Genomic DNA, 20,338 nt, shown 5'->3' on the forward strand with positions numbered 1-20,338 from the left:
CCCGGAGACTGCCCCATGACCGAGCCCATCCGTCTGACCCAATACAGCCACGGCGCCGGCTGTGGCTGCAAGATTTCGCCCAAGGTGCTGGAGGTGATTCTGGCCGGCAGCGGGGCGCAGAACCTTGATCCGAAACTGTGGGTCGGCAACGCGTCGCGCGATGATGCGGCGGTGTATGAGATCGATGCCGAGCGCGGGGTGGTGTCGACCACGGATTTCTTCATGCCGATCGTCGACGACCCGTTCGACTTCGGCCGCATCGCCGCCACCAACGCCATCAGTGACATCTACGCCATGGGCGGCGATCCGTTGATGGCGATTGCGATCCTCGGCTGGCCGGTCAACGTGCTGGCGCCGGAAGTGGCGCGAGACGTGATTCGCGGCGGACGTGCGGTGTGCGATGCGGCGGGGATTCCGCTGGCCGGCGGGCATTCGATCGATGCACCGGAGCCGATCTTCGGTCTGGCCGTCACCGGGCTGCTGGAAAAGCGCTTCATGAAACGCAACGACACCGCCACCGCCGGTTGCCTGCTGTACCTGACCAAACCGTTGGGCATCGGCATCCTCACCACCGCCGAGAAGAAGGGCAAGCTGCGCCCCGACGACATCGGCGTGGCCCGGGACTGGATGTGTACGCTGAACAAGCCCGGCAGCCGTTTCGGCAAACTGGCCGGGGTCACTGCCATGACCGACGTCACCGGCTTCGGGCTGCTCGGGCATCTGGTGGAAATGGCCGACGGCAGTCACCTGACGGCGCGCATTTTTTATGACCGGGTACCGCGTCTGGCGAGTGTCGAGTATTACCTCGAGCAGGGCTGCGTACCGGGCGGCACCCTGCGTAATTTCGACAGTTATTCGGGCCGCGTCGGGCGGGTGCAGGAATTGCACAAGCGGGTGCTGTGCGACCCGCAGACCAGCGGCGGATTGCTGGTGGCCGTGACCCCCGAAGGCAATGCCGAATTCCTCGCCGTCGCTGCCGAACTCGGCCTCGCGCTTGAGCCGATCGGTGAGTTGATCGGGCGACAGAGCCACGCGGTCGAGGTGAATTGATGTCCATCGACGTCACCGACTACCGCGACATCTTCCTCAACGACCGGCCGCTGATGGACGCCCGTGCGCCGGTCGAGTTTCACAAGGGCGCGTTTCCCGGGGCGCTCAATCTGCCGCTGATGAACGACATCGAGCGGCAGCGGGTCGGCACTTGCTACAAGCATCACGGTCAGCAGGCCGCCATCGAGCTGGGCCATCAATTGGTGTCCGGCGCGGTCAAGGCCGAGCGTCTGCAAGCGTGGGCGGAATTTGCCCAGGCGCATCCCGACGGGTTTCTTTATTGCTTTCGTGGCGGCCTGCGCTCGCAGATCGTCCAGCAGTGGCTCAAGACAGAAGCCGGCATCGATTACCCGCGTATCGGCGGTGGCTACAAGGCGCTGCGGGGTTTTCTGATCGACACGCTCGAATCCGCCCAGGCCGACTGTGATTTCGTGTTGCTGGGCGGCATGACCGGCACCGGCAAGACCGAAGTGCTGGTGCAACTGCGCAACAGTGTGGATCTGGAAGGCCATGCCAATCACCGGGGCTCGAGTTTCGGCAAGCGCGCCACCGGTCAGCCGTCGAACATCGATTTCGAGAACCGGTTGGCCATCGACTTCCTGAAAAAACGTGCGGCCGGCATCGATCAGTTTGTGCTGGAGGATGAGAGCCGGGTGGTGGGCAGCTGCGCGCTGCCGCTGTCGCTGTATCAGGGCATGCAGCAATACCCGATGGTCTGGCTGGAAGATCGTTTCGAGCAGCGCGTCGAGCGGATCCTGCGCGATTACGTGGTGGATTTGTCCGCCGAATTTCAGGCAGTGCATGGGGACGAGGGGTTCGGGCGGTTTTCCGAGCGCTTGCTGGATAGCCTCGACAACGTGCACAAGCGCCTGGGCGGCGAACGGCATCGACGGATGCGGGTGTTGATGGAAGAGGCGCTGGCGGAGCAGAGCCGCAGCGGGGCGGTGGAATTGCACCGCGCGTGGATCGAAGGTTTGCTGCGCGAGTATTACGACCCGATGTATGTGTTCCAGCGCGAGAAGAAGGGCGGGCGGATCGAGTTTGCCGGGGAGCGGCAGGCCGTTATCGAGTACTTGCGTCAACGCGATAAACCCAAGGCCTGACGGGGCCCGAGCGGGCCCCGGGCAAACTCAGGTCGGACAGCTTTCCTGGCCGTTATCCAGCCCCTGTTTGTAGCTGTGGCTCTGCAGGCTGGCCTTGCCGTTGTGCCAGGTCAGGGTCAGCACGTACAGCGAGTCGTAATCGCTGGATTCCCAATCTTCGGTGATCTTCTGCTTCTCGCCGACGGCCTTGCCCGCGACCTTGTTGATCAGCTCCGGCAGGTAGCCGTGGGACCACGCGGTGTAAATGGTCGAGTTGTGGTACTTGTCGTCGGTCAGTTCCCGGGCCAGGTCGCTGGTGTCGTTGGCCGAGAACTCGATGTTCACCGGCAGGCCGAGCTTGATCGCCGCCGGGCTGATGGTCATCAGCGGGCGGATGTAGCTGTAGGAGTTGTCCAGCTCGCCTTCCTCGACATTGCGCGTCGGGTTGGCGGCGAACACATAGTCGGCCTTGCCGAATTTTTCCGGTAGCAGGGTCGACAGGTCGATCGCCCGGTTCAGGCCCTGGCAGTTGAGCTGGCCGAGACCACCGGCGGGTTTCTCGGCATGGCGCAGGAACACCAGGGTCTGGGTGCCGTCCACCGGTTGCGCACGGCTTTCGCTGGATTCCAGCGACAGGAACAGCGCGCTGACTGCCAGCAGGGTGGGCAGGGCCACATACGCGCGATGTTTGAAGCGGTTGGCGACTTTCATCAAGTTCGTCATGGGATAAGGCGTCTTCAGTCTGTTCGGTTAAGGCTGACAAACCTCTGCACCGGTGCGTGGGCGCCGGGTGTTTTCCCTGTCATCACTGGCTTGCTTGGAGCCCCCTGAGGCCCGTTTGGTTCGATCCGCTTGAGTGCGCCGCACTTTACCGTTGAGGCTGTGCGGTTGGAGGGAAGGTTAACCACAGGATGTTGCGGATTTAAGTAAGCCGGCGGGCGAGGGCGTAAAGAACCCGAGCCAGAGCGCTGTTCGTGGATTATGCTCAGGCCTTTCATTTTGTGACTGGATGCTACACATGACTGATCTGTCCGCGTTCCCGATCACCCAGAAATGGCCGGCGCAGTACCCTGACTGGATTCAGCTCTATTCCCTGCCGACCCCCAACGGCGTCAAGGTCTCGATCATGCTCGAAGAGATCGGCCTGCCGTACGAGCCGCACCGCGTGGGCTTCGACACCAATGACCAGATGTCTCCGGAATTCCTCTCTCTGAACCCGAACAACAAGATCCCGGCGATCCTCGACCCCCACGGTCCCGAGGACAAACCGCTGCCGTTGTTCGAGTCCGGCGCGATCCTGATCTACCTCGCCGACAAGAGCGGCCAGTTGCTGGCCCAGGAAGGCGCGCTGCGCTACGAAACCATTCAGTGGCTGATGTTCCAGATGGGCGGTATCGGCCCGATGTTCGGCCAGCTCGGTTTCTTCAACAAATTCGCCGGCAAGGACTACGAAGACAAGCGTCCCCGTGACCGCTACGTCGAAGAAAGCCGCCGCCTGCTCAGCGTCCTCAACACCCGCCTGGAAGGCCGCGACTGGATCATGGGCGAGCGCTACACCATCGCCGACATCGCCACGTTCCCGTGGGTGCGCAACCTGATCGGTTTCTACGAGGCGGGCGATCTGGTCGGCATCAACAACTTCCCGAACGTCACCCGGGTGCTGGAGCGCTTCCTGGCGCGGCCGGCCGTTGTGCGCGGCCTGGCCATTCCTTCCTGACCCTGTTGCAGCCGGGTGCGCAGATTGTTGCGTGCCCGGTAATGCACTGTTGATTGATCCAGGTTTGTACCCCGTCCCTCGCAAGGCATAAGCTTCGCCCCCTACGACTTTCGTCTCATCCGCTGTTTTCAGGAAAGGCCCCATGTCCAGTCAGTTCCCCGAAGCACGTCCACGCCGTCTGCGCCGCAATGCGAGCCTGCGCAGCCTGTTCCAGGAAACCGAGTTTTCCCTCAACGATCTGGTGCTGCCGATCTTCGTCGAAGAAGAGATCGACGATTTCGTGCCGATCAAGAGCATGCCCGGCGTGATGCGTATTCCCGAGCGCAAACTGGCCGGCGAAATCGAGCGTTACGCCCGGGCCGGGATCAAGTCGGTGATGACCTTCGGTGTGTCCCACCATCTGGACGCCAACGGCAGCGACACCTGGCGCGAAAACGGCCTGGTGTCGCGCATGTCGCGGATTGCCAAGGACGCCGTGCCGGACATGATCGTGATGTCCGACACCTGCTTCTGCGAGTACACCGACCACGGCCACTGCGGCGTGATGCACAACCATGAAGTCGACAACGACCAGACCCTGATCAACCTCGGCAAGCAAGCGGTGGCGGCAGCCCGTGCCGGTGCCGACGTGATCGCGCCATCGGCAGCGATGGACGGCCAGGTGCGGGCGATTCGCCGGGCGCTGGACGATGCCGGGTTCACGCAGATTCCGATCATGGCCTACTCGACCAAATTCGCCTCGGCGCTCTACGGCCCGTTCCGCGAGGCCGGCGGCAGCGCGCTGAAGGGCGATCGCAAAAGCTATCAGATGAACCCGATGAACCGCCGCGAAGCCCTGCGCGAATCGTTGCTCGACGAGCAGGAAGGCGCCGACGCGCTGATGGTCAAACCGGCCGGCGCGTACCTGGACATCATCCGCGACATCCGCGAAGCCTCGAACCTGCCGCTGGCGGCGTATCAGGTCAGCGGCGAGTACGCGATGATCAAGTTCGGCGCCCAGGCCGGGGCTATCGACGAAGATCGCGTGGTGCGCGAAAGCCTTGGTGCGATCAAACGCGCGGGTGCGGATCTGATCTTCACCTACTTTGCGATGGACCTGGCCCTGGCCGGGATCTGATCCGTCAGGGGCAATTGAAGAACGGCCGGATCCCGTGATCACGGAAGTACCGCTCGATCACCTTCGGATCCGCGCTGTTGTCGGCAATCGCCACGTAGGTATCCGGGCGCAGCAGGTAAAAGCCGTTGCGCCCCAGTCCCGCCGTTTCAAACGCCGGACGCCAGTCGAATACGTGCAGCGGCAAGTGATGTTCATTGCACCAGGCGATCATCTCGTCGCTGGTGTCGCCGTACACATGCACCTGCCAGCACGGATGGCGCAACGGTTCGTAATTATCCCCCTCGCCATCATGGGCCCACGGCAAGCGGTCGCCGCCGTGGACGTGCCCGGCCACGCCTTCGCTCAACGCCATGCCTCGATAGTTGACGGTGATTTGCGAGACGGTGCGAAACAGGAATTCGCGGCTGGTCTCGAACGAGGCCATTTTCGGAATCAGGAACGGTGCCAGTCGCGTGCGCAACAGATCGGCCATGCGGCCTTCGGCGGTGACGAAGCTGAAAACTTTGTCGGTGGTCGACACCAGTCGCCGGGCGAAGGCGATGCGTTCGGTTTCGTAGCTGTCGAGCAGTTTGGGCGTGGCCGCGCCGCCGAGCACTGCCGCGAGTTTCCACGCCAGATTGATCGCATCGCCGATGCCGGTGTTCATGCCCTGACCGCCGGCCGGGCTGTGTACGTGCGCCGCATCGCCGAGCAGAAACGCCCGGCCCTTGCGAAAGTGATCCGCCACCCGGTGATGCACGCGGTAGGTGGAGAACCAGTTGACGTCCTCGATGTGCACGTTCAGGTGTTCGATGGCGCGGTTGCTGACATCGGAAAACTCGAGGGTTTCGGCGCGATCCGCACGTTCGTCGCGCACGGTGCCGATCAACCGCGCGCGGCCTTCGCCGGCCAGCGGGAACACCGCCAGAAAATCCGCTTCATCCAGATCCAGATGCAACTCGCCATTGAGCGCCGGACCGCTGGCCCGCACATCGGCGACATAGAAAATCTGCTGATAGGTGCCGCCGGGAAAACCGGTGTCGAGGGTCTTGCGCACGATTGAACGAGCGCCGTCGCACCCGGCCAGATAACAGGCCTGGCAGATTTCCTGCTCGCCATCCGGCAGGCGCAAATGCGCGGTAAGGCCGTCGCCGTTTTCGGTGAAACTCTCCAGCGTCGTGTTGCGCTCGACGGTCACGTCGTAGTCTGCGAGGCGGTCGATCAGCAGCCGCTCGTGTTCGTCCTGCGGGTACATCTCCAGAAAGGCATAGGGCGTCAGGCCTTCACCGATCCGGTTCAGCGGCAGCTGCGCCACGGGTTTGCCCTTGACCCAGAAATTCGCCGCCGCCACCCGGTGGCCATTGCGTACCACCGCATCGGCCAGATCCAGTTGCCGGTACAGCTCAAGGGTGCGCGCCTGCACCGCCAGCGCCCGCGACGTGGTGCCCGGAGCGGAAGCCTTGTCGATGATGCGCACGCGCACGCCCAGTTTGCTCAGCCACAGGGCCAGCACCAGTCCGGTGGGGCCTGCGCCGATGATCAGAACATCACTGCGGTTCATGGTCTGTCCTCCTCGCGTGTCCTGATCCAAGACTTGCCACTGAGTGTGCAGCAGCAAGTATGGATCAGACGGCGAGGGCGGCCAGTCGGCCTGCCAAACGGGGCGATGGAACAGCGCCGCCGGCCCGCAGTCCTATCCTGCACCCTGCGATTGAGCGTAGGGTTAACCCGGCTCAACGGACTGGATGAAGCGTTATGCACACCCCTCGATTAATCGTCAGCCTCGCCGCGCTGCTGGTACTGGCCGGTTGCGCCGGTCAACGCAGCGAAGAACCGGCGCCGCGCCCGCCCGCCGAGGTCAAGGCGCAGATCGTGCGCCTGCTGCCGGCAAAAACCGTCGACCGTCAGGGCTGGGCCACTGACATCTACGCGGCGTTCGCCGCCCAGGGCATCAGCCCGACCACACAGAATCTGTGTTCGGTGCTGGCCGTCGCCGAGCAGGAATCCACCTTTCAGGTCGATCCGCCGGTGCCCGGACTGGGCAAGATCGCCCGTGACGAAATCGACCGCCGCGCCGCCAAGGTGCATATCCCGAGTCTGTTGGTCAGCGGCGCCTTGCAGGTGCGTTCGCCGAACGGCAAGACCTACAGCGAACGCCTCAGCGCCGCCCGCAGCGAAAAGGAATTGAGCGCAATTTTCGACGACTTCATCGGCTCGGTGCCGATGGGCCGCACGCTGTTCAGCGGTTTCAACCCGGTGCACACCGGCGGGCCGATGCAGGTCAGCATCGAATTCGCCGAGCAGCATGCCAAGGACTACCCGTACCCGGTGGACGGCACGATTCGCCGCGAGGTGTTCAGCCGTCGGGGCGGCATGTACTTCGGCATCGCCCATTTGCTCGGTTATCCGGTGAGTTATCGCGAGCCGCTGTACCGCTTCGCCGACTTCAACGCCGGCTGGTACGCCAGTCGCAACGCGGCATTTCAGAACGCGGTCAGCCGCGCGTCGGGGATTCCGCTGGCGCTGGACGGCGACCTGATCCGCCCGGGCGCGATCATGCCGGGCAGCACTGAACTGGCAGTGCGCACCCTCGGCAAATCCCTGGGCATGCGCAATCCGGTGATCCGCGATCAACTGGAGAAGGGCGATAGCCTGGCCTTCGAGGAGACCAAACTGTATCAACGGGTCTTCGAACTGGCGGAGCGTGCGGAAGGCAAGTCACTGCCACGTGCGGTGCTGCCGGGCATCGTGCTGCAGAGCCCGAAGATCACCCGCAAACTGACCACGGCGTGGTTTGCCAAACGGGTCGACGAGCGTTATCGGCGCTGCATGGCCAAGGGCTGAGGACGATCAAAAAGGCATAAAAAAACCCGGCTGACGGGCGCCGGGTTTTTTCTGGGTTGTTGCGATCAAGCCATTCATTCAGGCAACGCGACGCTCGATCAGACGATCCGAACCACCTTCGGCAACGCGACGTTCGATCAGACGATCCGAACCACCTTCGGCGATCATGGTGTGGGCAGGTTTGGCGGCAAATGCGTTGAAGGCCAGAACCGAGAGGGCAATGCTGAGGATGACTTGGCGTTTCATGATGGTGTGCTCCGGGGGTGTTGTTTGTTTGGTATGGAGCCGATGTTACGCCCGGGATTTTTTAAGAGAACTTCATTGACGTGATGGTGAACATCGACGCCGATGATGGTTTGTCACAACACCTTCACCGCGCGGCCAATTGCCTGGATCGGCCCGGTGGGTTTGCCGATCGGCGAACCGGTGGCGCCTTCCAGCGTCAGCTCGAACAACTGGTTCGGTTGCAGCGGCGGCAGCTTGTCCAGCGGGATCGACAGCGCCTGGCCCGGCTTGACCAGCCCCAGCGACACCGGACCCTGCCAGCCGTCGGCCTTGGTCCAGAACTCCAGCGCCTTGTCGGCCGGCACCTCGACCACGCCAAGCGGAATCAACTGAATCTCCCGTGGATTGCTGGCCTGGATCACCCAGCCCGGCGCCTTGTCCTGCGGGGCGACCAGCACCACCAGAAAGCTCGGTTTCGGCGTGGTTTGGGTCAACAGGATCGAGCCTAGCAACAAGGTCGCGGCCAGCCCGGCAGCGCTCAAACCGCGCCACAGCGACAGGCGGTTCCACCATGAAATCTCGGGCGCCACCTTATGGGTGAGTTGCCCGACACTGCGTTCGATGCGTTGCCACAGCTGCGACGAGGGCTGATGCGCCGGGGCGAGGTCGGTCAACTCCAGCAAGCGCCGCTCCCAGGCATCCACCGCCGCTTGCAGCTCGGGCTCGTTGGGCAAGCGCCGTTGCACCTCGGCGCGCGCTTCGGCCGAGAGGGTGCCAAGCACGTATTCGCTGGCCAGTTCATCGCGTTCCTGCGCCGATTCGGTGGTCATCCCATGCACTCCCGCAACGCATTGAGGCTGCGCTTGATCCAGGCTTTGACGGTGCCCAGCGGCGTGTCGAGGCGTTGGGCGATCTGTGCGTGGCTGTAACCGTCGACGTAGGCGTGAAGGATGCAGCGGCGGCGTTGCGGTTCCAGTTGATGCAGGCAGCGATGGATGCGGGTCGATTGCGCCAGCGCATCGAAGTCGTCATCAATCGCCGGAGATTCGTTGCTGTCGTTCAACGGCGTTTCCCGGTCGTGATTGCGCAACACATTCAACGCCAGATGCCGGGTCACGCTGAACATCCAGCCTCGGGCCGAACCGCGCGCCGGATCGAACCCCGCCGCGCCGGCCCAGATCTTGATGAATGCGTCGTGAACGATGTCTTCGGCCAGCGCCGTGTCGCGCACCAGACGTCGGGCCACACCGAGCAGCCGCGGGCTTTCCTGCACATACAATTCGCGCAGGGCCCCGCGCTCGCCGCGGGCACAGGCGGCGAGGCGGGCTTCGTAATCGAACGCGGTTTCGGGTAATGGCATGTCCTGCAATCTAGCAAGCATCGAGCAAACGTCCAGTCAGGCTCAGTTCGCGGCCCAGAAAATGTAGTCGGCCTGGTACTTCACCACTTCCTGTTTGCCCTTGTTCGCCGCCGTGCATTCGCTGCCCGGCGCCACGCCGCCCTTGAGCGCGACGCGCTGGATGTAGCTCACGCCGCTCATCGCGCCTTTGCCCTCGGCGGGGTTGGCCTTGACCAATTGATAGGGCAGGTTGCCCGGGCTCGACGGCGCGACGGCCAATTGCGTGCCGGTGACTTTCGAACCGTCCTTTGCCTGCCAGGTGGCGGGCGGGCCGAAGTAGGTACCGACCTGTTTGCCGCTGCGATCGTTGAGCACCGCTTTGGGGCCGACGAACACCCACTCGGTCTGGCCGGCGGCATTGGCCTTGTCCCGGCATTCGTAGGTGATCTCGCCGACCCCGGTGGTTTCCATCGCGATCTTGTGGCCGTCCGGCACTTTGATCGCGTCGGGATAACTGCTTTGGGCAAAGCTTGTCGAGGCGACGGCGAGCAAACCGGTGAAGCCGATCAGTTGGGTGATGTTCATCAGTGTTTCTCCGAAAAAGGGTAAACCGCTGACAGCCGAAAGAGGGCTGTTACAGGGACTACCCGTGACGGAGGCGTTTGGATGCAGTGGCCGGAAAATAAAACTGAAAGCACTGAAGGTCAGATGGCTGGAACCCGCTCACCCCCGGTTTTTGCCAATGCCAGGCCTGAGGCTTTCAGCAGTTCCTGGGTATAGGCATGCTGCGGCGCCGCAAAAATCTGGCGCGAGGCTCCCTGTTCAACCACTTTGCCATCCTTGATCACCATCAAGTCGTGCGCCAGTGCATGCACCACCGCCAGGTCATGGCTGATGAACAGGTATGTCAGCCCATGGCGGATCTGCAATTGCCGCAACAACTCCACCACCTGTTTCTGCACCGTGCGGTCCAGCGCCGAGGTCGGTTCGTCGAGCAGAATCAGCGCCGGTTCCAGCACCAGCGCCCGGGCGATGGAAATGCGCTGGCGCTGGCCGCCGGAGAATTCGTGGGGATAGCGATGGCGGCTCTTCGGGTCGAGGCCGACTTCCTCCAGCACGCGGATCACCGCTGCCTCACGTTCCTCAGCCGTGCCGATGCCGTGGGTCAGCAAGCCTTCGGCGATGATCTGCTGCACCGACATCCGTGGGCTGAGGCTGCCGAACGGGTCCTGGAACACCACCTGAATCTGCCGGCGCAACGGGCGCATCAAGCGCTGATTGAGCAGGCTCAAATGCTTGTTGCCGAAGCGAATATCGCCCTCGGATTCCACCAGCCGCAGAATCGCCTGGCCCAGCGTCGACTTGCCCGATCCGGACTCGCCGACAATCCCCAGGGTCTTGCCCCGTTGCAGCCGGAAACTCACGCCGTCCACGGCCTTGATGTATTCCTGGGTGCGGCTGAACAACGCCTTGGGCAGCGGGAACCAGACTTTCAGATCATCCACTTCCAGCAGATTGTGATCGTAGCGACTCGGCACCGGTGCGCCGGACGGTTCCGCCTCGATCAGCAGGCGGCTGTAAGGATGCTGCGGGGTGCGGAACAGCGTTGCGCAGTCGGCTTGTTCGACGATTTCCCCGTGGCGCATCACGCACACCCGTTGGGCGATGCGCCGCACCAGATTGAGGTCATGACTGATGAGCAGCAGCGACATGCCCAGGCGTTGCTGCAACTCGATCAGCAGCTCGAGAATTTTCTGCTGCACGGTCACGTCCAGCGCCGTGGTCGGTTCGTCGGCGATCAGCAATTGCGGCTCGTTGGCCAGCGCCATGGCGATCATCACCCGTTGCCGCTGGCCGCCGGAGAGCTGGTGCGGATAGGCCTTCAAGCGCTGCAACGGTTGGCGAATGCCCACCAGTTCCAGCAGCTCCAGCGTGCGCTGGCGTGCGGCGCGGCCCTTGAGCCCCTTGTGGATCTCCAGCACTTCGCTGATCTGCTTTTCCACCGTGTGCAGCGGGTTCAGCGAGGTCATCGGCTCCTGGAAAATCATCGCGATGCGGTTGCCGCGCAAGCCGCGCATCTGCTGCTCGCTGGCATGCAGCAAGTCCACGCCGTTGTAGCGGATGCTGCCCGTGCTACTGACGGTTTTGCCTGGCAGCAAACGCAGGATCGAGTGGGCCGTCACCGACTTGCCCGAGCCGGACTCGCCGACCAGTGCCAGGCACTCGCCACGGCGGATGTCGAGGTTCACGCCGTGCACCACTTCGTGCCCGGCGAAGGCGACGCGCAGGTCGCGGATTTCAATCAGGTTGTCGGTCATTTCAGCTCCAGGGATCAGGATCGCGGATCGAACGCGTCACGGCAGGCTTCGCCGATAAACACCAGTAAGGACAGAATCAGCGCCAGGGCAAAAAACGCCGTCAGCCCCAACCACGGCGCTTGCAGATTGCGCTTGGCCTGGCCGATCAGTTCGCCCAGCGATGCGGTGCCGGCGGGCATGCCGAAGCCGAGAAAATCCAGCGCGGTGAGGGTGGCGATGGCGCCGGTCAGAATGAACGGCAGGTAGGTCAGGGTGGAGGTCATGGCGTTGGGCAGAATGTGCCGGCGCATCAGCTCGCTGTCCGTCAGGCCCAGGGCCCGCGCGGCCTTGACGTATTCCAGGCTGCGCCCGCGCAGGAACTCGGCGCGCACCACGTCCACCAGTGCCAGCCAGGAAAACAGCGCCATGATCCCCAGCAGCCACCAGAAACTCGGCGATACGAACCCCGACAAAATGATCAGCAGGTACAGCACCGGCAGCCCCGACCAGATCTCCAGCACCCGTTGCCCGAGCAAGTCGACCCAGCCGCCGTAATAACCCTGCAACGCCCCGGCGACGATGCCGATCAGCGCACTGACGGCGGTGAGAATCAGCGCAAACAGGATCGAAATCCGCGTGCCGAAAATCACCCGCGCCAACACGTCCCGGGCCTGATCGTCGGTGCCCAGCCAGTTGCTGGAGGACGGCGGACTCGGCGCCGGTTCAGTTAGGTCGTAATTGACCGTGTCGTAGCTGAACGGGATCGGCGGGAACAGCATCCAGCCGCCCTGATCCTCGATCAGTTTGTGTACGTAATTGCTCGCGTAATCCGGCTGGAACGGCAGTTCCCCGCCGAAATCGGTTTCCAGATAATCGCTGAGGATCGGGAAGTAGAAGGCATGGTGGTAGCGGATCACCAGCGGCTTGTCGTTGGCGATCAGTTCGCCGCCGAGGCAGATCAGGCACAGCCCGATGAACAGCCACAGCGACCAGCGCCCGCGACGGTTGGCCTTGAATTGGGCGATGCGCCGCCGGCCCAGAGGGGAGAGTGTGAACATCAGGCAGTCCTCGCCGAGAAGTCGATGCGCGGGTCGAGCAGGGTGTAGCAGAGGTCGCCGATCAGCTTGATCAACAGGCCGAACAGGGTGAACAGGAACAGCGTGCCGAACACCACCGGGTAGTCCCGCGACACCGCCGCTTCGTAGCTCATGCGCCCGAGGCCGTCGAGGTTGAAGATGGTTTCGATCAGCAGGGAGCCGGCGAAAAACACCTCGATCAACGCCGACGGCACACCGGCGACCACCAGCAGCATCGCGTTGCGAAACACATGGCCGTAGAGCACGCGTCTTTCGGTCAGGCCCTTGGCGCGCGCGGTGATCACATACTGGCGGCTGATCTCGTTGAGGAAGCTGTTCTTGGTCAGGATCGTCAGCGTCGCAAAACCGCCGATCACCAGCGCCGTCACCGGCAACACCAGGTGCCAGAGGTAGTCGCCGACCTTGCCCCACAGGCTCAGGCTGTCGAAATTGTCCGAAACCAGCCCCTGCACCGGAAACCAGTTGACGTAGCTGCCCCCGGCGAACACCACGATCAACAGGATCGCGAACAGAAACGCCGGCATCGCGTAACCGACGATGATCGCCGTGCTGCTCCAGACATCGAATGCGCTGCCGTTTTTGATCGCCTTGCGAATGCCCAGCGGGATCGAAATCAGGTAGGTGATCAAGGTCGCCCACAGGCCGAGGGACAGCGACACCGGCAGCTTCTGCACGATCAGATCCGTCACTTTCGCACCGCGAAAGAAACTGCTGCCCAGGTCCAGTTGCGCGTAGTTTTTCAGCATCAGCCACAGGCGTTCGTGCATCGGTTTGTCGAAGCCGTAGTGGTGCTTGATCTCTTCGATCAGCGCCGGGTCCAGGCCTCGGCTGCTGCGCCCGGCACCGCCGATGGCGGTTACCTCGCTGGCGCCGCCCATGCTGTGCCCGCCGAAGCCTTGCAGGCGGGCGATGGCCTGTTCCACCGGGCCGCCGGGCGCGGCCTGCACGATGACGAAGTTGACCACCAGAATGCACAGCAGCGTCGGAATGATCAGCAACAGACGTCGACTCAGAAAACGCCACATGTCACTGGCCCCCCGCGAGCTGATGCAGGGCACTCATTTGCTGATTGGTCAGCGGCTTGGCCGAGACCTCCCACCAGGTGTCGAGGCCTTCGCTGTAAATCGGCTGCACCGGCGGCCTGCCAAAGCGGTTCTGATACACCGTCGGCGTGCCTTTTGAGTAGTAGTTGGGAATCATGTAGTCACCCCATTGCAGCACCCGGTCGAGGGCGCGGGCGTAACGCACCATGGCGTCGCGGGTATTGGCCTGGACCAGGCCGTCGATCAGCCGGTCCACCGCCGGGTCCGCCAGCACCATCGAATTGGAACTGCCGACCTGCGTGGCGCTCTGCGAGGCATACAGGCTGTACAACTCGCGGCCCGGCGAGACGATCGGATCGCCGCTGCGCGGGAAACTGGTGACGATCATGTCGTAGTCCCGGGCGTTGAGCCGGTTGATGTATTGCGCCGAATCGATGCGCCGCAGATTGAGGGTGATGCCGATCTGCGCCAGGGTGCGTTTGTACGGCAGCAGCATGCGGTCGAAACCGCCCTGGCCGTCGAGGAAGGTGAATTCGAATGGCTCGCCGGCGGCGTTCACCAGCCGATTGTTTTTCGGTGTCCATCCGGCCTCGGCCAACAGCTTCAGGGCCTGCAGTTGCTTGTCGCGGATGTAGCCGCTGCCATCGGTTTTCGGCGCCTGATAGACCCGGCTGAAGACCTCGTCCGGGATCTGTCCGCGCAGCGGTTCGAGGATTGCCAGCTCGCCGGCGTCGGGCAGGGCGGTGGCGGCCATTTCACTCTTCGGCCAGTAGCTGTTCTGGCGCACGTAGAAGCCGCGCATCATCTGCTTGTTGGTCCACTCGAAATCCCACAACAGGCTCAGCGCCTGACGCACGCGGCGATCCTTGAACAACGGGTTCTGCAGGTTGAACACGAAACCCTGAGCGCTGGTCGGTTTGTCCGGGGCGAGAATCGCCTGTTGCAGGCGACCGTCACGCAGGGCCGGGCTGTCGTAGCCGACCACGTAACCGGACGAGGAAAACTCGCGGTTGTAGTCGAACGCCCCGGCCTGCAGCAGTTGTCGGGCGACGTCGGTGTCGCCATAGAAATTCACGGTCAGGCTGTCGAAGTTGTACATCCCGCGACTGACCGGCAGGTCTTTGCCCCACCACTGCGGGTCACGCTGGAAACTGATGCTGCGTCCCGCATCGACCTTGCTCACCCGATAAGGGCCGCTGCCCAATGGTGGTTCGAAACCGCCGCCGTTGGCGAAGTCGCGGGTTTTCCACCAGTGCTCGGGCACCGGTCGCAGTGACGCCAGATCCAGCGCCAGGGTGCGGTTGAGGTTGTTCTTGAAAGTGAAGCGAATCTGCCGCGGGCCTTCGATCAGCACGTTCTGCACGTCGGCGTATTGCTGGCGATAACTCAGGCTGCCCTTGGTCATCAACAGTTCGAAGGTGTAGCGCACGTCCTCGGCGGTGATCGGCGTGCCATCGGCGAAACGCGCCTCGGGATTCAGGTTGAAACGCACCCACAGACCGCCGGGATCGCGCTCCATGGATTGCGCCACCAGACCGTAGACGGTGTAGGGCTCGTCCAGCGAACGGAACCCCAGCGGCGAATACACCCAGTCGTTGACCTGCACCACGGAAATGCCCTGATCGGCATACGGGGTGATGTAGTTGTACTGACCGATCTCCATCGAAGCGCGGCTGAGCGAGCCACCCTTGGGGGCATCGGGATTGACGAAATCGAAGTGCTGGAAACCGGCAGGGTATTTAGGCGCCTCGCCGTATACCGTCATCGCGTAGCTGCCGCCGGCCAGCGCAGATGACGCGTTGCACAGCAGCGCGCTGCCGAGCAGCAGGCCGGCCATGTTGCGCATGAATGTCATGAAGTCGTTCCTCTGAGCCGGAAAAACCCGAAGCGGCGGCAGGCCGCTGCGGGATGCGAATTCGCAAGGGGAAGGGGCCGGCCGGAGTCTTGCGCGGCCCCGACCGGGACTCAGAAGTGGTACGTCATGCGCGCAAACAGCGTGCGGCCCAGCGGATCGGTGTAGCGCGGGTCATAACCGCTCTGGAAGTTGTAGGCCTGGTTGGAGAACGGCGGATCGCGGTCGAACAGGTTCTTCACCCCGGCATCGACGTCCAGCACCTTGTCGAAGGTGTAGCCGGCCGACAGGTCCCACACCGAATACGACGCGACCCGCGCGTTGGTCTCGCGGTCGTAGTCGTTGTAGCCGGTGGTGAAGCGGTTGGTCAGCGCCGCGCGGGCTGCACCGAAGGTCCAGGAACCGGTCAGGTTGTGTTTCCAGCGGGCAATCACACCGTCGCCCTTGAAGTCGCCGACCTTGTCGGTGAACGGGCCCTTGATGGTGCTCTGGAAGTCGTACTCGTCGACATAGGTGCCTTGCAGGCCCAGGCCGAATTGACCGTACGGCGTGTTCGGGAAGCGATAGTCCAGCGACACATCGACGCCGTTGGTTTCGACGATGCCGAGGTTGGCGTTGCCGGTGACGATGTAATTGAGCGTGCCGTCGGCGTTGCGCACGAAGCGGTCAGGGTAGCTGCCGGCCTGATCGAACACGGTGGATTCCGGGAACGGCTGGATCTGGTTGGAGATGTGAATCCACCAGAAATCCAGGCCCACGGACAGATTGCTGACCGGCTGATAGACAAAGCCCAGCGTGACGTTGCGCGCCTTCTCCGGGGCCAGGTCTTCGTTGCCGCCGATCTGGTTGAGGAACTGCTGACCGCAATCGCGCCCGCCGTTGCCGCCCGGTTGCACCACGCCGCCGGTACACAGCACCGGGTCGTTGTAGTAGCCCTGGGTGAAGGTGATGCTGCGCGGCGAATACAACTCATACAGCGACGGCGCGCGGAAGCCTTCGCTGTAGGCGCCGCGCACCACCAGCTCCTTGAGCGGCTGATAACGGAACGAATATTTCGGGTTGGTGGTGCTGCCGAAGTCGCTGTATTTGTCGTGACGCACCGCAGCGGACAATTCCAGGCTGTCGAGCACCGGCACGTTGATTTCCGCGTAGGCGGCTTTCACGCTGCGGTCGCCTTCGACGCTGCCGGCCGGGTCAATGCCCAGGCTCTGGATGTCGCCGGCGAAGGCTTCGAAGTCCTGGTGGAATTTCTCTTTGCGGTACTCGCCGCCCAACGCCAGACCCGACGGGCCGGCACCGAACCAGTCACCGATCTCGCGGCTGATCCGCCCGTCGAAACCGGCGACCCGACCGACCGCCGTGGAATAGGCGCCGTGGTACGCGGCCTGGTCGATGTATTGCTGACCGGCGCTGGTCTGCGGGCCGAACGGGTTGAGCAGGCCGCTGGCCAGACCGTCGATCATCGCCTGATCGCTGACGTAGCCGCTGGTAACGCTGGAGACGATCTTGTTCTGGTTGTACGAGGTGCCGACGTTGTAGTCCCAGCCGCCAACCAGACCGTCGAAGCTCAGCAAAAAGCGCTGGCTGGTGTTCTGGTCTTTCGATTCACGCGGGCCGGCGGCGGTTTCGCGCCAGTTCACGTCCACCGGTTGCGTCGGGTCGAGGGCGAAACCGGTGGGCGCCGGGGTGATGCCGTTGCCGGGGTAGTAGGGCGAGGATGAGTCGAGGCTGAGGCCGGTCAATGGCGCTGGGCCAATAGCGGTGGCGTTGTTGTTGCGCGACCAGAAGTATTCGAGGTTGACGTTGTGGTCGTCGGCCAGTTTGCCGGTGGTCTTGCCGAAGAACGACGTTTTCTCGGTCTGCGGCACCAGGTCGATGTATTCGCGGGTGCTGAAGCGGCAGAGGCCGTCGCGGGCCACCAGGTTGGGGCCGTTGCAATTGCTGTTGGCCAGCGGGTTGGTGGCGTTGCCGTTCTGACTGTAGTTGCCGGGGAACGCAGTGCCGGAGGTCTGGTCGAGACCTCGGCCGGGCACATAGTCGCGGGCGAAGGAGCGGTCGTTGGCGTCGAGGTTCTGCTGCTTGTTGTAGTTGAACACGCCGAGCACGTTGAAGCGGTCCTGCTCCAGATCGCCGTAGCCCCAACTGGCGCTCATGTCCTTGGTCGCACCGCCGCCACTGTGGGTCGGGGTTTCGCCGCCGAGGGTGAGTTGGCCGTCGGTCATGGATTTCTTGGTGATGAAGTTGATCACGCCGCCGATGGCGTCGGTACCGTACAGGGCCGAGGCGCCGTCGCGCAGCACTTCCACGCGCTCGATCGCGGCAAACGGGATCATGTTCAGATCCACCGCGCCGCCGGCCGAGTTGGTGCCTGACAGGGCGTTGTTGGCCAGTCGGCGACCGTTGAGCAGCACCAGCGTCTTGTTCGCACCGATGCCGCGCATGTCGGCGAACGACGCGCCGCCGGTGGCCGCGCCGACCGAGCCTGCGCTGTTGTTGATCGACTGGCTGCCGGTGATGCGCTGCACCAGTTCGGCGGTGGTGGTCACGCCCTGTTTGCGCAGTTCATCGGCCTTGAGCACGGTGATCGGCACCGCCGTTTCCGCATCGACCCGGCGAATCGCCGAACCGGTCACTTCGACCCGTTGCAGTTGCGTGGTCGGCGCGACCACCGCCGCAGCGGCCGGGACGCTGTTGTCGTCCTCGGCAGCCTGAACCCCGGCGCCCATCCCCATGGCCACCAGGTACAACGGAACGAAACGGTGGCGGGAAATCGTCGCCACCAAGGGTTTGAGCGTGAAGCGTGGAGTGTTCATCAGCATGGTTGTTTCCGACTTTGTTAGACGTTTATCGAAATGGCCTTGTGAGCCCTCTTTGCACGGAGCACGGTGGTGCCGCGCCGCGAAAACCACTTTCTTCAAGCAAGCCGATCCCCTCCGAAGACGCGCTGCGTTTTTCGGTCGGCCGATTGCGACGGGATTCAACGAGCGGTGCCGGGCGCGTCCCTCACTGCGCACCCGGCACCGCCGTCAGCGGGTGGTCATCACCGATATCTTGGTGATGCCCGAGCGCTCGATGGACGCCATGGCTTTGGCCACCTGGCCGTAATTCACGGCGGAGTCGGCCTGCAGCTGCACGCGCACGTCAGCATCCTTGGCCTTGACCTCCTTGAGGCTGGCCTCCAGTGATTCCGGCGCCAGCTCGGTCTTGGCCAGGAAGAACTTGCCGTCCTGATCGACGCTGACCACCACCGGATCCTTCTTTTCGGCGGGAGCGACGGCGTCGGTTTTTGGCAGGTTGACCTTGATCGCGTTGGTCATCAGCGGCGCGGTGACGATGAACACCACCAGCAGCACGAGCATCACGTCCACCAGCGGCGTGACGTTCATTTCGCTGAGCACTTCATCGCTGTCTTGAGTGGAAAAGGACATCAGCTGGCCTCCCGCACGGCGGCCGTGGTTTTGGCGATGGCCTGGCGGCTGATGGAGAAAGCGCTGCGCGAGGCGAGGGCGTCGAAGTCATGGGCGAAGTCATCCATGTCCGCCGAGGCCAGTTTCAGGCGTCGCAGGAAGAAGTTGTAAATCAGCACTGCCGGCACCGCGACGGCAATCCCCACGCCGGTGGCGATCAGCGCGTGGCCGATCGGCCCGGCCACGGTTTCCAGGCTGGCCGACCCGCTGGCGCCGATGCTTTGCAGGGCTTCCATGATTCCCCACACGGTGCCGAACAGACCAATGAACGGCGCGGTGCTGCCGATGCTGGCGAGGATCGCCTGGCCGTTTTCCAGCGAGCGACGTTCCTTCTGGATCTGCTGGCGCAGGTTGCGCTCCAGGCGGTCGGCACGGTTGATGGTGTGTGCCAGTTGCTGGGTGGTGCGCGGGGATTCTTCCACCAACAGGGCTTCAAAACCGCTGCTGGCGATCCGCGCCAGTGAGCCCGGGTATTGGCTGGCGTGTTCGGCGGCGGTGAGCAGGTCCGGCGCGCCCCAGAAGGCTTTGCTGAACTGCTTGTTCTGGGTTTTCTGGCGCAAGTATTGCGCCGACTTGACCAGCAGGATCGCCCAGCTGACCACGGAAAACAGCACCAGCCCCCAGAGCACGCCGGGGACAATCATCGAAGACAGAGAATCGTTCATGGCTACACCTCGCTTGCGTTAATCGGTTGTGAGTTCGGTTGTCGCGCCGTCATTGCGGCAATTTGAAATCGATGGTCTGGGTGGCGAAGCCGTCTATCGGTGTGTCGCCGCGTTTGGCCGGAATGAACTTCCAGGCCTTCACCGCCGCGACCGCCGCGTCATCCAGTTGTGGCTTGCCGCTGGATTTGGTCACCGTCACCGAGCCGGCGCGACCGTTGGCCAGCACCTGAATCCGCAGCACCACGCTGCCTTCCCAGTTGCGCCGCAGCGCCAGCGACGGGTATTCCGGCGGCGAGTTGCCGAGGCTGGCGAGGCCGGAAATCGCCGCCGACTCTTTCACCGGGCCCGGTGCCGCCGCAGGTGCAGGAGGCGCACTCGGGGTGGCCGGAGCGGCAGGCGCTGCCGGTTGCGCAGGGGCGGGCGGCGCTTTGGGCGGTTCGGCCTTTTTCACCGGTTTGGGTTTCTCGACCGGTTTCGGTTTTTCGATCGGCTTGGGTTTCTCCACCGGTTTGGGCGGCGGCTTGACCGCGTCCTCGTCTTCCACCGGTTGTTCCGGTTCGGGAG

Annotated in this window: 18 protein-coding genes and 1 pseudogene; 5 read left to right on the forward strand and 14 right to left on the reverse strand. The window is 63.4% G+C overall.

All coding sequences use genetic code 11. The annotated features are described in order from the left end of the window. The first annotated feature begins 15 nt into the window (after positions 1-15). On the forward strand, positions 16-1,050 hold the full coding sequence (gene selD, locus C1X29_RS27175; RefSeq protein WP_102718852.1) for a selenide, water dikinase SelD: 1,035 nt from the start codon (positions 16-18) through the stop codon (positions 1,048-1,050). Continuing rightward, positions 1,050-2,153 carry a tRNA 2-selenouridine(34) synthase MnmH gene (gene mnmH / locus C1X29_RS27180; RefSeq protein ID WP_102687109.1) on the forward strand — a complete coding sequence of 368 codons (1,104 nt, stop codon included), beginning with the start codon at positions 1,050-1,052 and terminating at the stop codon, positions 2,151-2,153. The genes selD and mnmH overlap by 1 nt, the downstream gene beginning before the upstream one ends. Before the next feature lie 27 nt (positions 2,154-2,180). Here mnmH and C1X29_RS27185 read toward each other — a convergent pair whose 3' ends face one another. Beyond that, positions 2,181-2,855, reverse strand: coding sequence for a histidine phosphatase family protein (locus C1X29_RS27185; protein ID WP_085745881.1), 675 nt, complete (start codon positions 2,853-2,855; stop codon positions 2,181-2,183). Between the two features lie 295 nt (positions 2,856-3,150). Between C1X29_RS27185 and C1X29_RS27190 the strand changes: the two genes are divergently transcribed. Next, positions 3,151-3,849, forward strand: a complete 699-nt coding sequence (locus C1X29_RS27190; RefSeq protein WP_102718853.1) for a glutathione S-transferase family protein — start codon at positions 3,151-3,153, stop codon at positions 3,847-3,849. Between the two features lie 142 nt (positions 3,850-3,991). Next, the gene (gene hemB, locus C1X29_RS27195) at positions 3,992-4,966 is read left to right on the forward strand and encodes a porphobilinogen synthase (protein ID WP_064380881.1); all 975 of its coding nucleotides are present in this window, start codon (positions 3,992-3,994) and stop codon (positions 4,964-4,966) included. Between the two features lie 4 nt (positions 4,967-4,970). On the opposite strand, the gene C1X29_RS27200 is transcribed toward hemB, so the two are convergent. After that, positions 4,971-6,506 (reverse strand): FAD-dependent oxidoreductase, encoded by a 1,536-nt coding sequence (locus C1X29_RS27200; protein ID WP_102718854.1) that lies wholly within the window; start codon positions 6,504-6,506, stop codon positions 4,971-4,973. A gap of 194 nt (positions 6,507-6,700) precedes the next feature. On the opposite strand from C1X29_RS27200, the gene C1X29_RS27205 reads away from it, so the two are divergent. Further along, on the forward strand, positions 6,701-7,789 hold the full coding sequence (locus tag C1X29_RS27205; RefSeq protein WP_102718855.1) for a DUF1615 domain-containing protein: 1,089 nt from the start codon (positions 6,701-6,703) through the stop codon (positions 7,787-7,789). A gap of 81 nt (positions 7,790-7,870) precedes the next feature. Here C1X29_RS27205 and C1X29_RS27210 read toward each other — a convergent pair. From C1X29_RS27210 to C1X29_RS27265, 12 genes and pseudogenes are all read right to left on the reverse strand, one after another. Beyond that, positions 7,871-8,035 (reverse strand): annotated as a pseudogene (locus C1X29_RS27210) (phage infection protein); the annotation flags it as partial. Positions 8,036-8,148: 113 nt separating this feature from the next. Next, positions 8,149-8,844, reverse strand: a complete 696-nt coding sequence (locus C1X29_RS27215; protein ID WP_102718856.1) for an anti-sigma factor — start codon at positions 8,842-8,844, stop codon at positions 8,149-8,151. Next, positions 8,841-9,374 (reverse strand): sigma-70 family RNA polymerase sigma factor, encoded by a 534-nt coding sequence (locus tag C1X29_RS27220; RefSeq protein WP_170928941.1) that lies wholly within the window; start codon positions 9,372-9,374, stop codon positions 8,841-8,843. Before C1X29_RS27220 ends, C1X29_RS27215 begins: the two co-directional genes overlap by 4 nt. Positions 9,375-9,416: 42 nt before the next feature. After that, complete coding sequence (locus C1X29_RS27225; RefSeq protein ID WP_064597927.1) at positions 9,417-9,938, reverse strand: DUF3455 domain-containing protein; 522 nt, start codon at positions 9,936-9,938, stop codon at positions 9,417-9,419. A gap of 119 nt (positions 9,939-10,057) precedes the next feature. Next, entirely contained in the window at positions 10,058-11,671 is a 1,614-nt protein-coding gene (locus C1X29_RS27230) for an ABC transporter ATP-binding protein (protein WP_102718857.1), read from the reverse strand. Between the two features lie 14 nt (positions 11,672-11,685). Beyond that, positions 11,686-12,708 carry an ABC transporter permease gene (locus C1X29_RS27235; RefSeq protein WP_085648212.1) on the reverse strand — a complete coding sequence of 341 codons (1,023 nt, stop codon included), beginning with the start codon at positions 12,706-12,708 and terminating at the stop codon, positions 11,686-11,688. Continuing rightward, positions 12,708-13,772, reverse strand: coding sequence for a microcin C ABC transporter permease YejB (locus tag C1X29_RS27240; protein WP_102718858.1), 1,065 nt, complete (start codon positions 13,770-13,772; stop codon positions 12,708-12,710). The genes C1X29_RS27235 and C1X29_RS27240 overlap by 1 nt, the downstream gene beginning before the upstream one ends. Before the next feature lies 1 nt (position 13,773). Continuing rightward, complete coding sequence (locus C1X29_RS27245; RefSeq protein WP_102718859.1) at positions 13,774-15,645, reverse strand: extracellular solute-binding protein; 1,872 nt, start codon at positions 15,643-15,645, stop codon at positions 13,774-13,776. A gap of 110 nt (positions 15,646-15,755) precedes the next feature. Further along, a complete protein-coding gene (locus tag C1X29_RS27250; protein WP_173940215.1) occupies positions 15,756-18,461 on the reverse strand; it encodes a TonB-dependent receptor in 2,706 nt (901 codons plus the stop codon). A 207-nt stretch (positions 18,462-18,668) separates the two neighbouring features. Further along, positions 18,669-19,070, reverse strand: a complete 402-nt coding sequence (locus tag C1X29_RS27255; protein ID WP_011335072.1) for a biopolymer transporter ExbD — start codon at positions 19,068-19,070, stop codon at positions 18,669-18,671. After that, on the reverse strand, positions 19,070-19,774 hold the full coding sequence (locus C1X29_RS27260; RefSeq protein WP_039770206.1) for a MotA/TolQ/ExbB proton channel family protein: 705 nt from the start codon (positions 19,772-19,774) through the stop codon (positions 19,070-19,072). The genes C1X29_RS27255 and C1X29_RS27260 overlap by 1 nt, the downstream gene beginning before the upstream one ends. Positions 19,775-19,823: 49 nt before the next feature. After that, positions 19,824-20,338 (reverse strand): energy transducer TonB (locus C1X29_RS27265; protein WP_146023274.1); only part of this gene is annotated, 515 nt, incomplete at its 5' end.

Source organism: Pseudomonas sp. GW456-12-10-14-LB2 (genome assembly GCF_002884345.1).
GTDB classification, from domain to species: Bacteria; Pseudomonadota; Gammaproteobacteria; order Pseudomonadales; family Pseudomonadaceae; genus Aquipseudomonas; species Aquipseudomonas paraglycinae.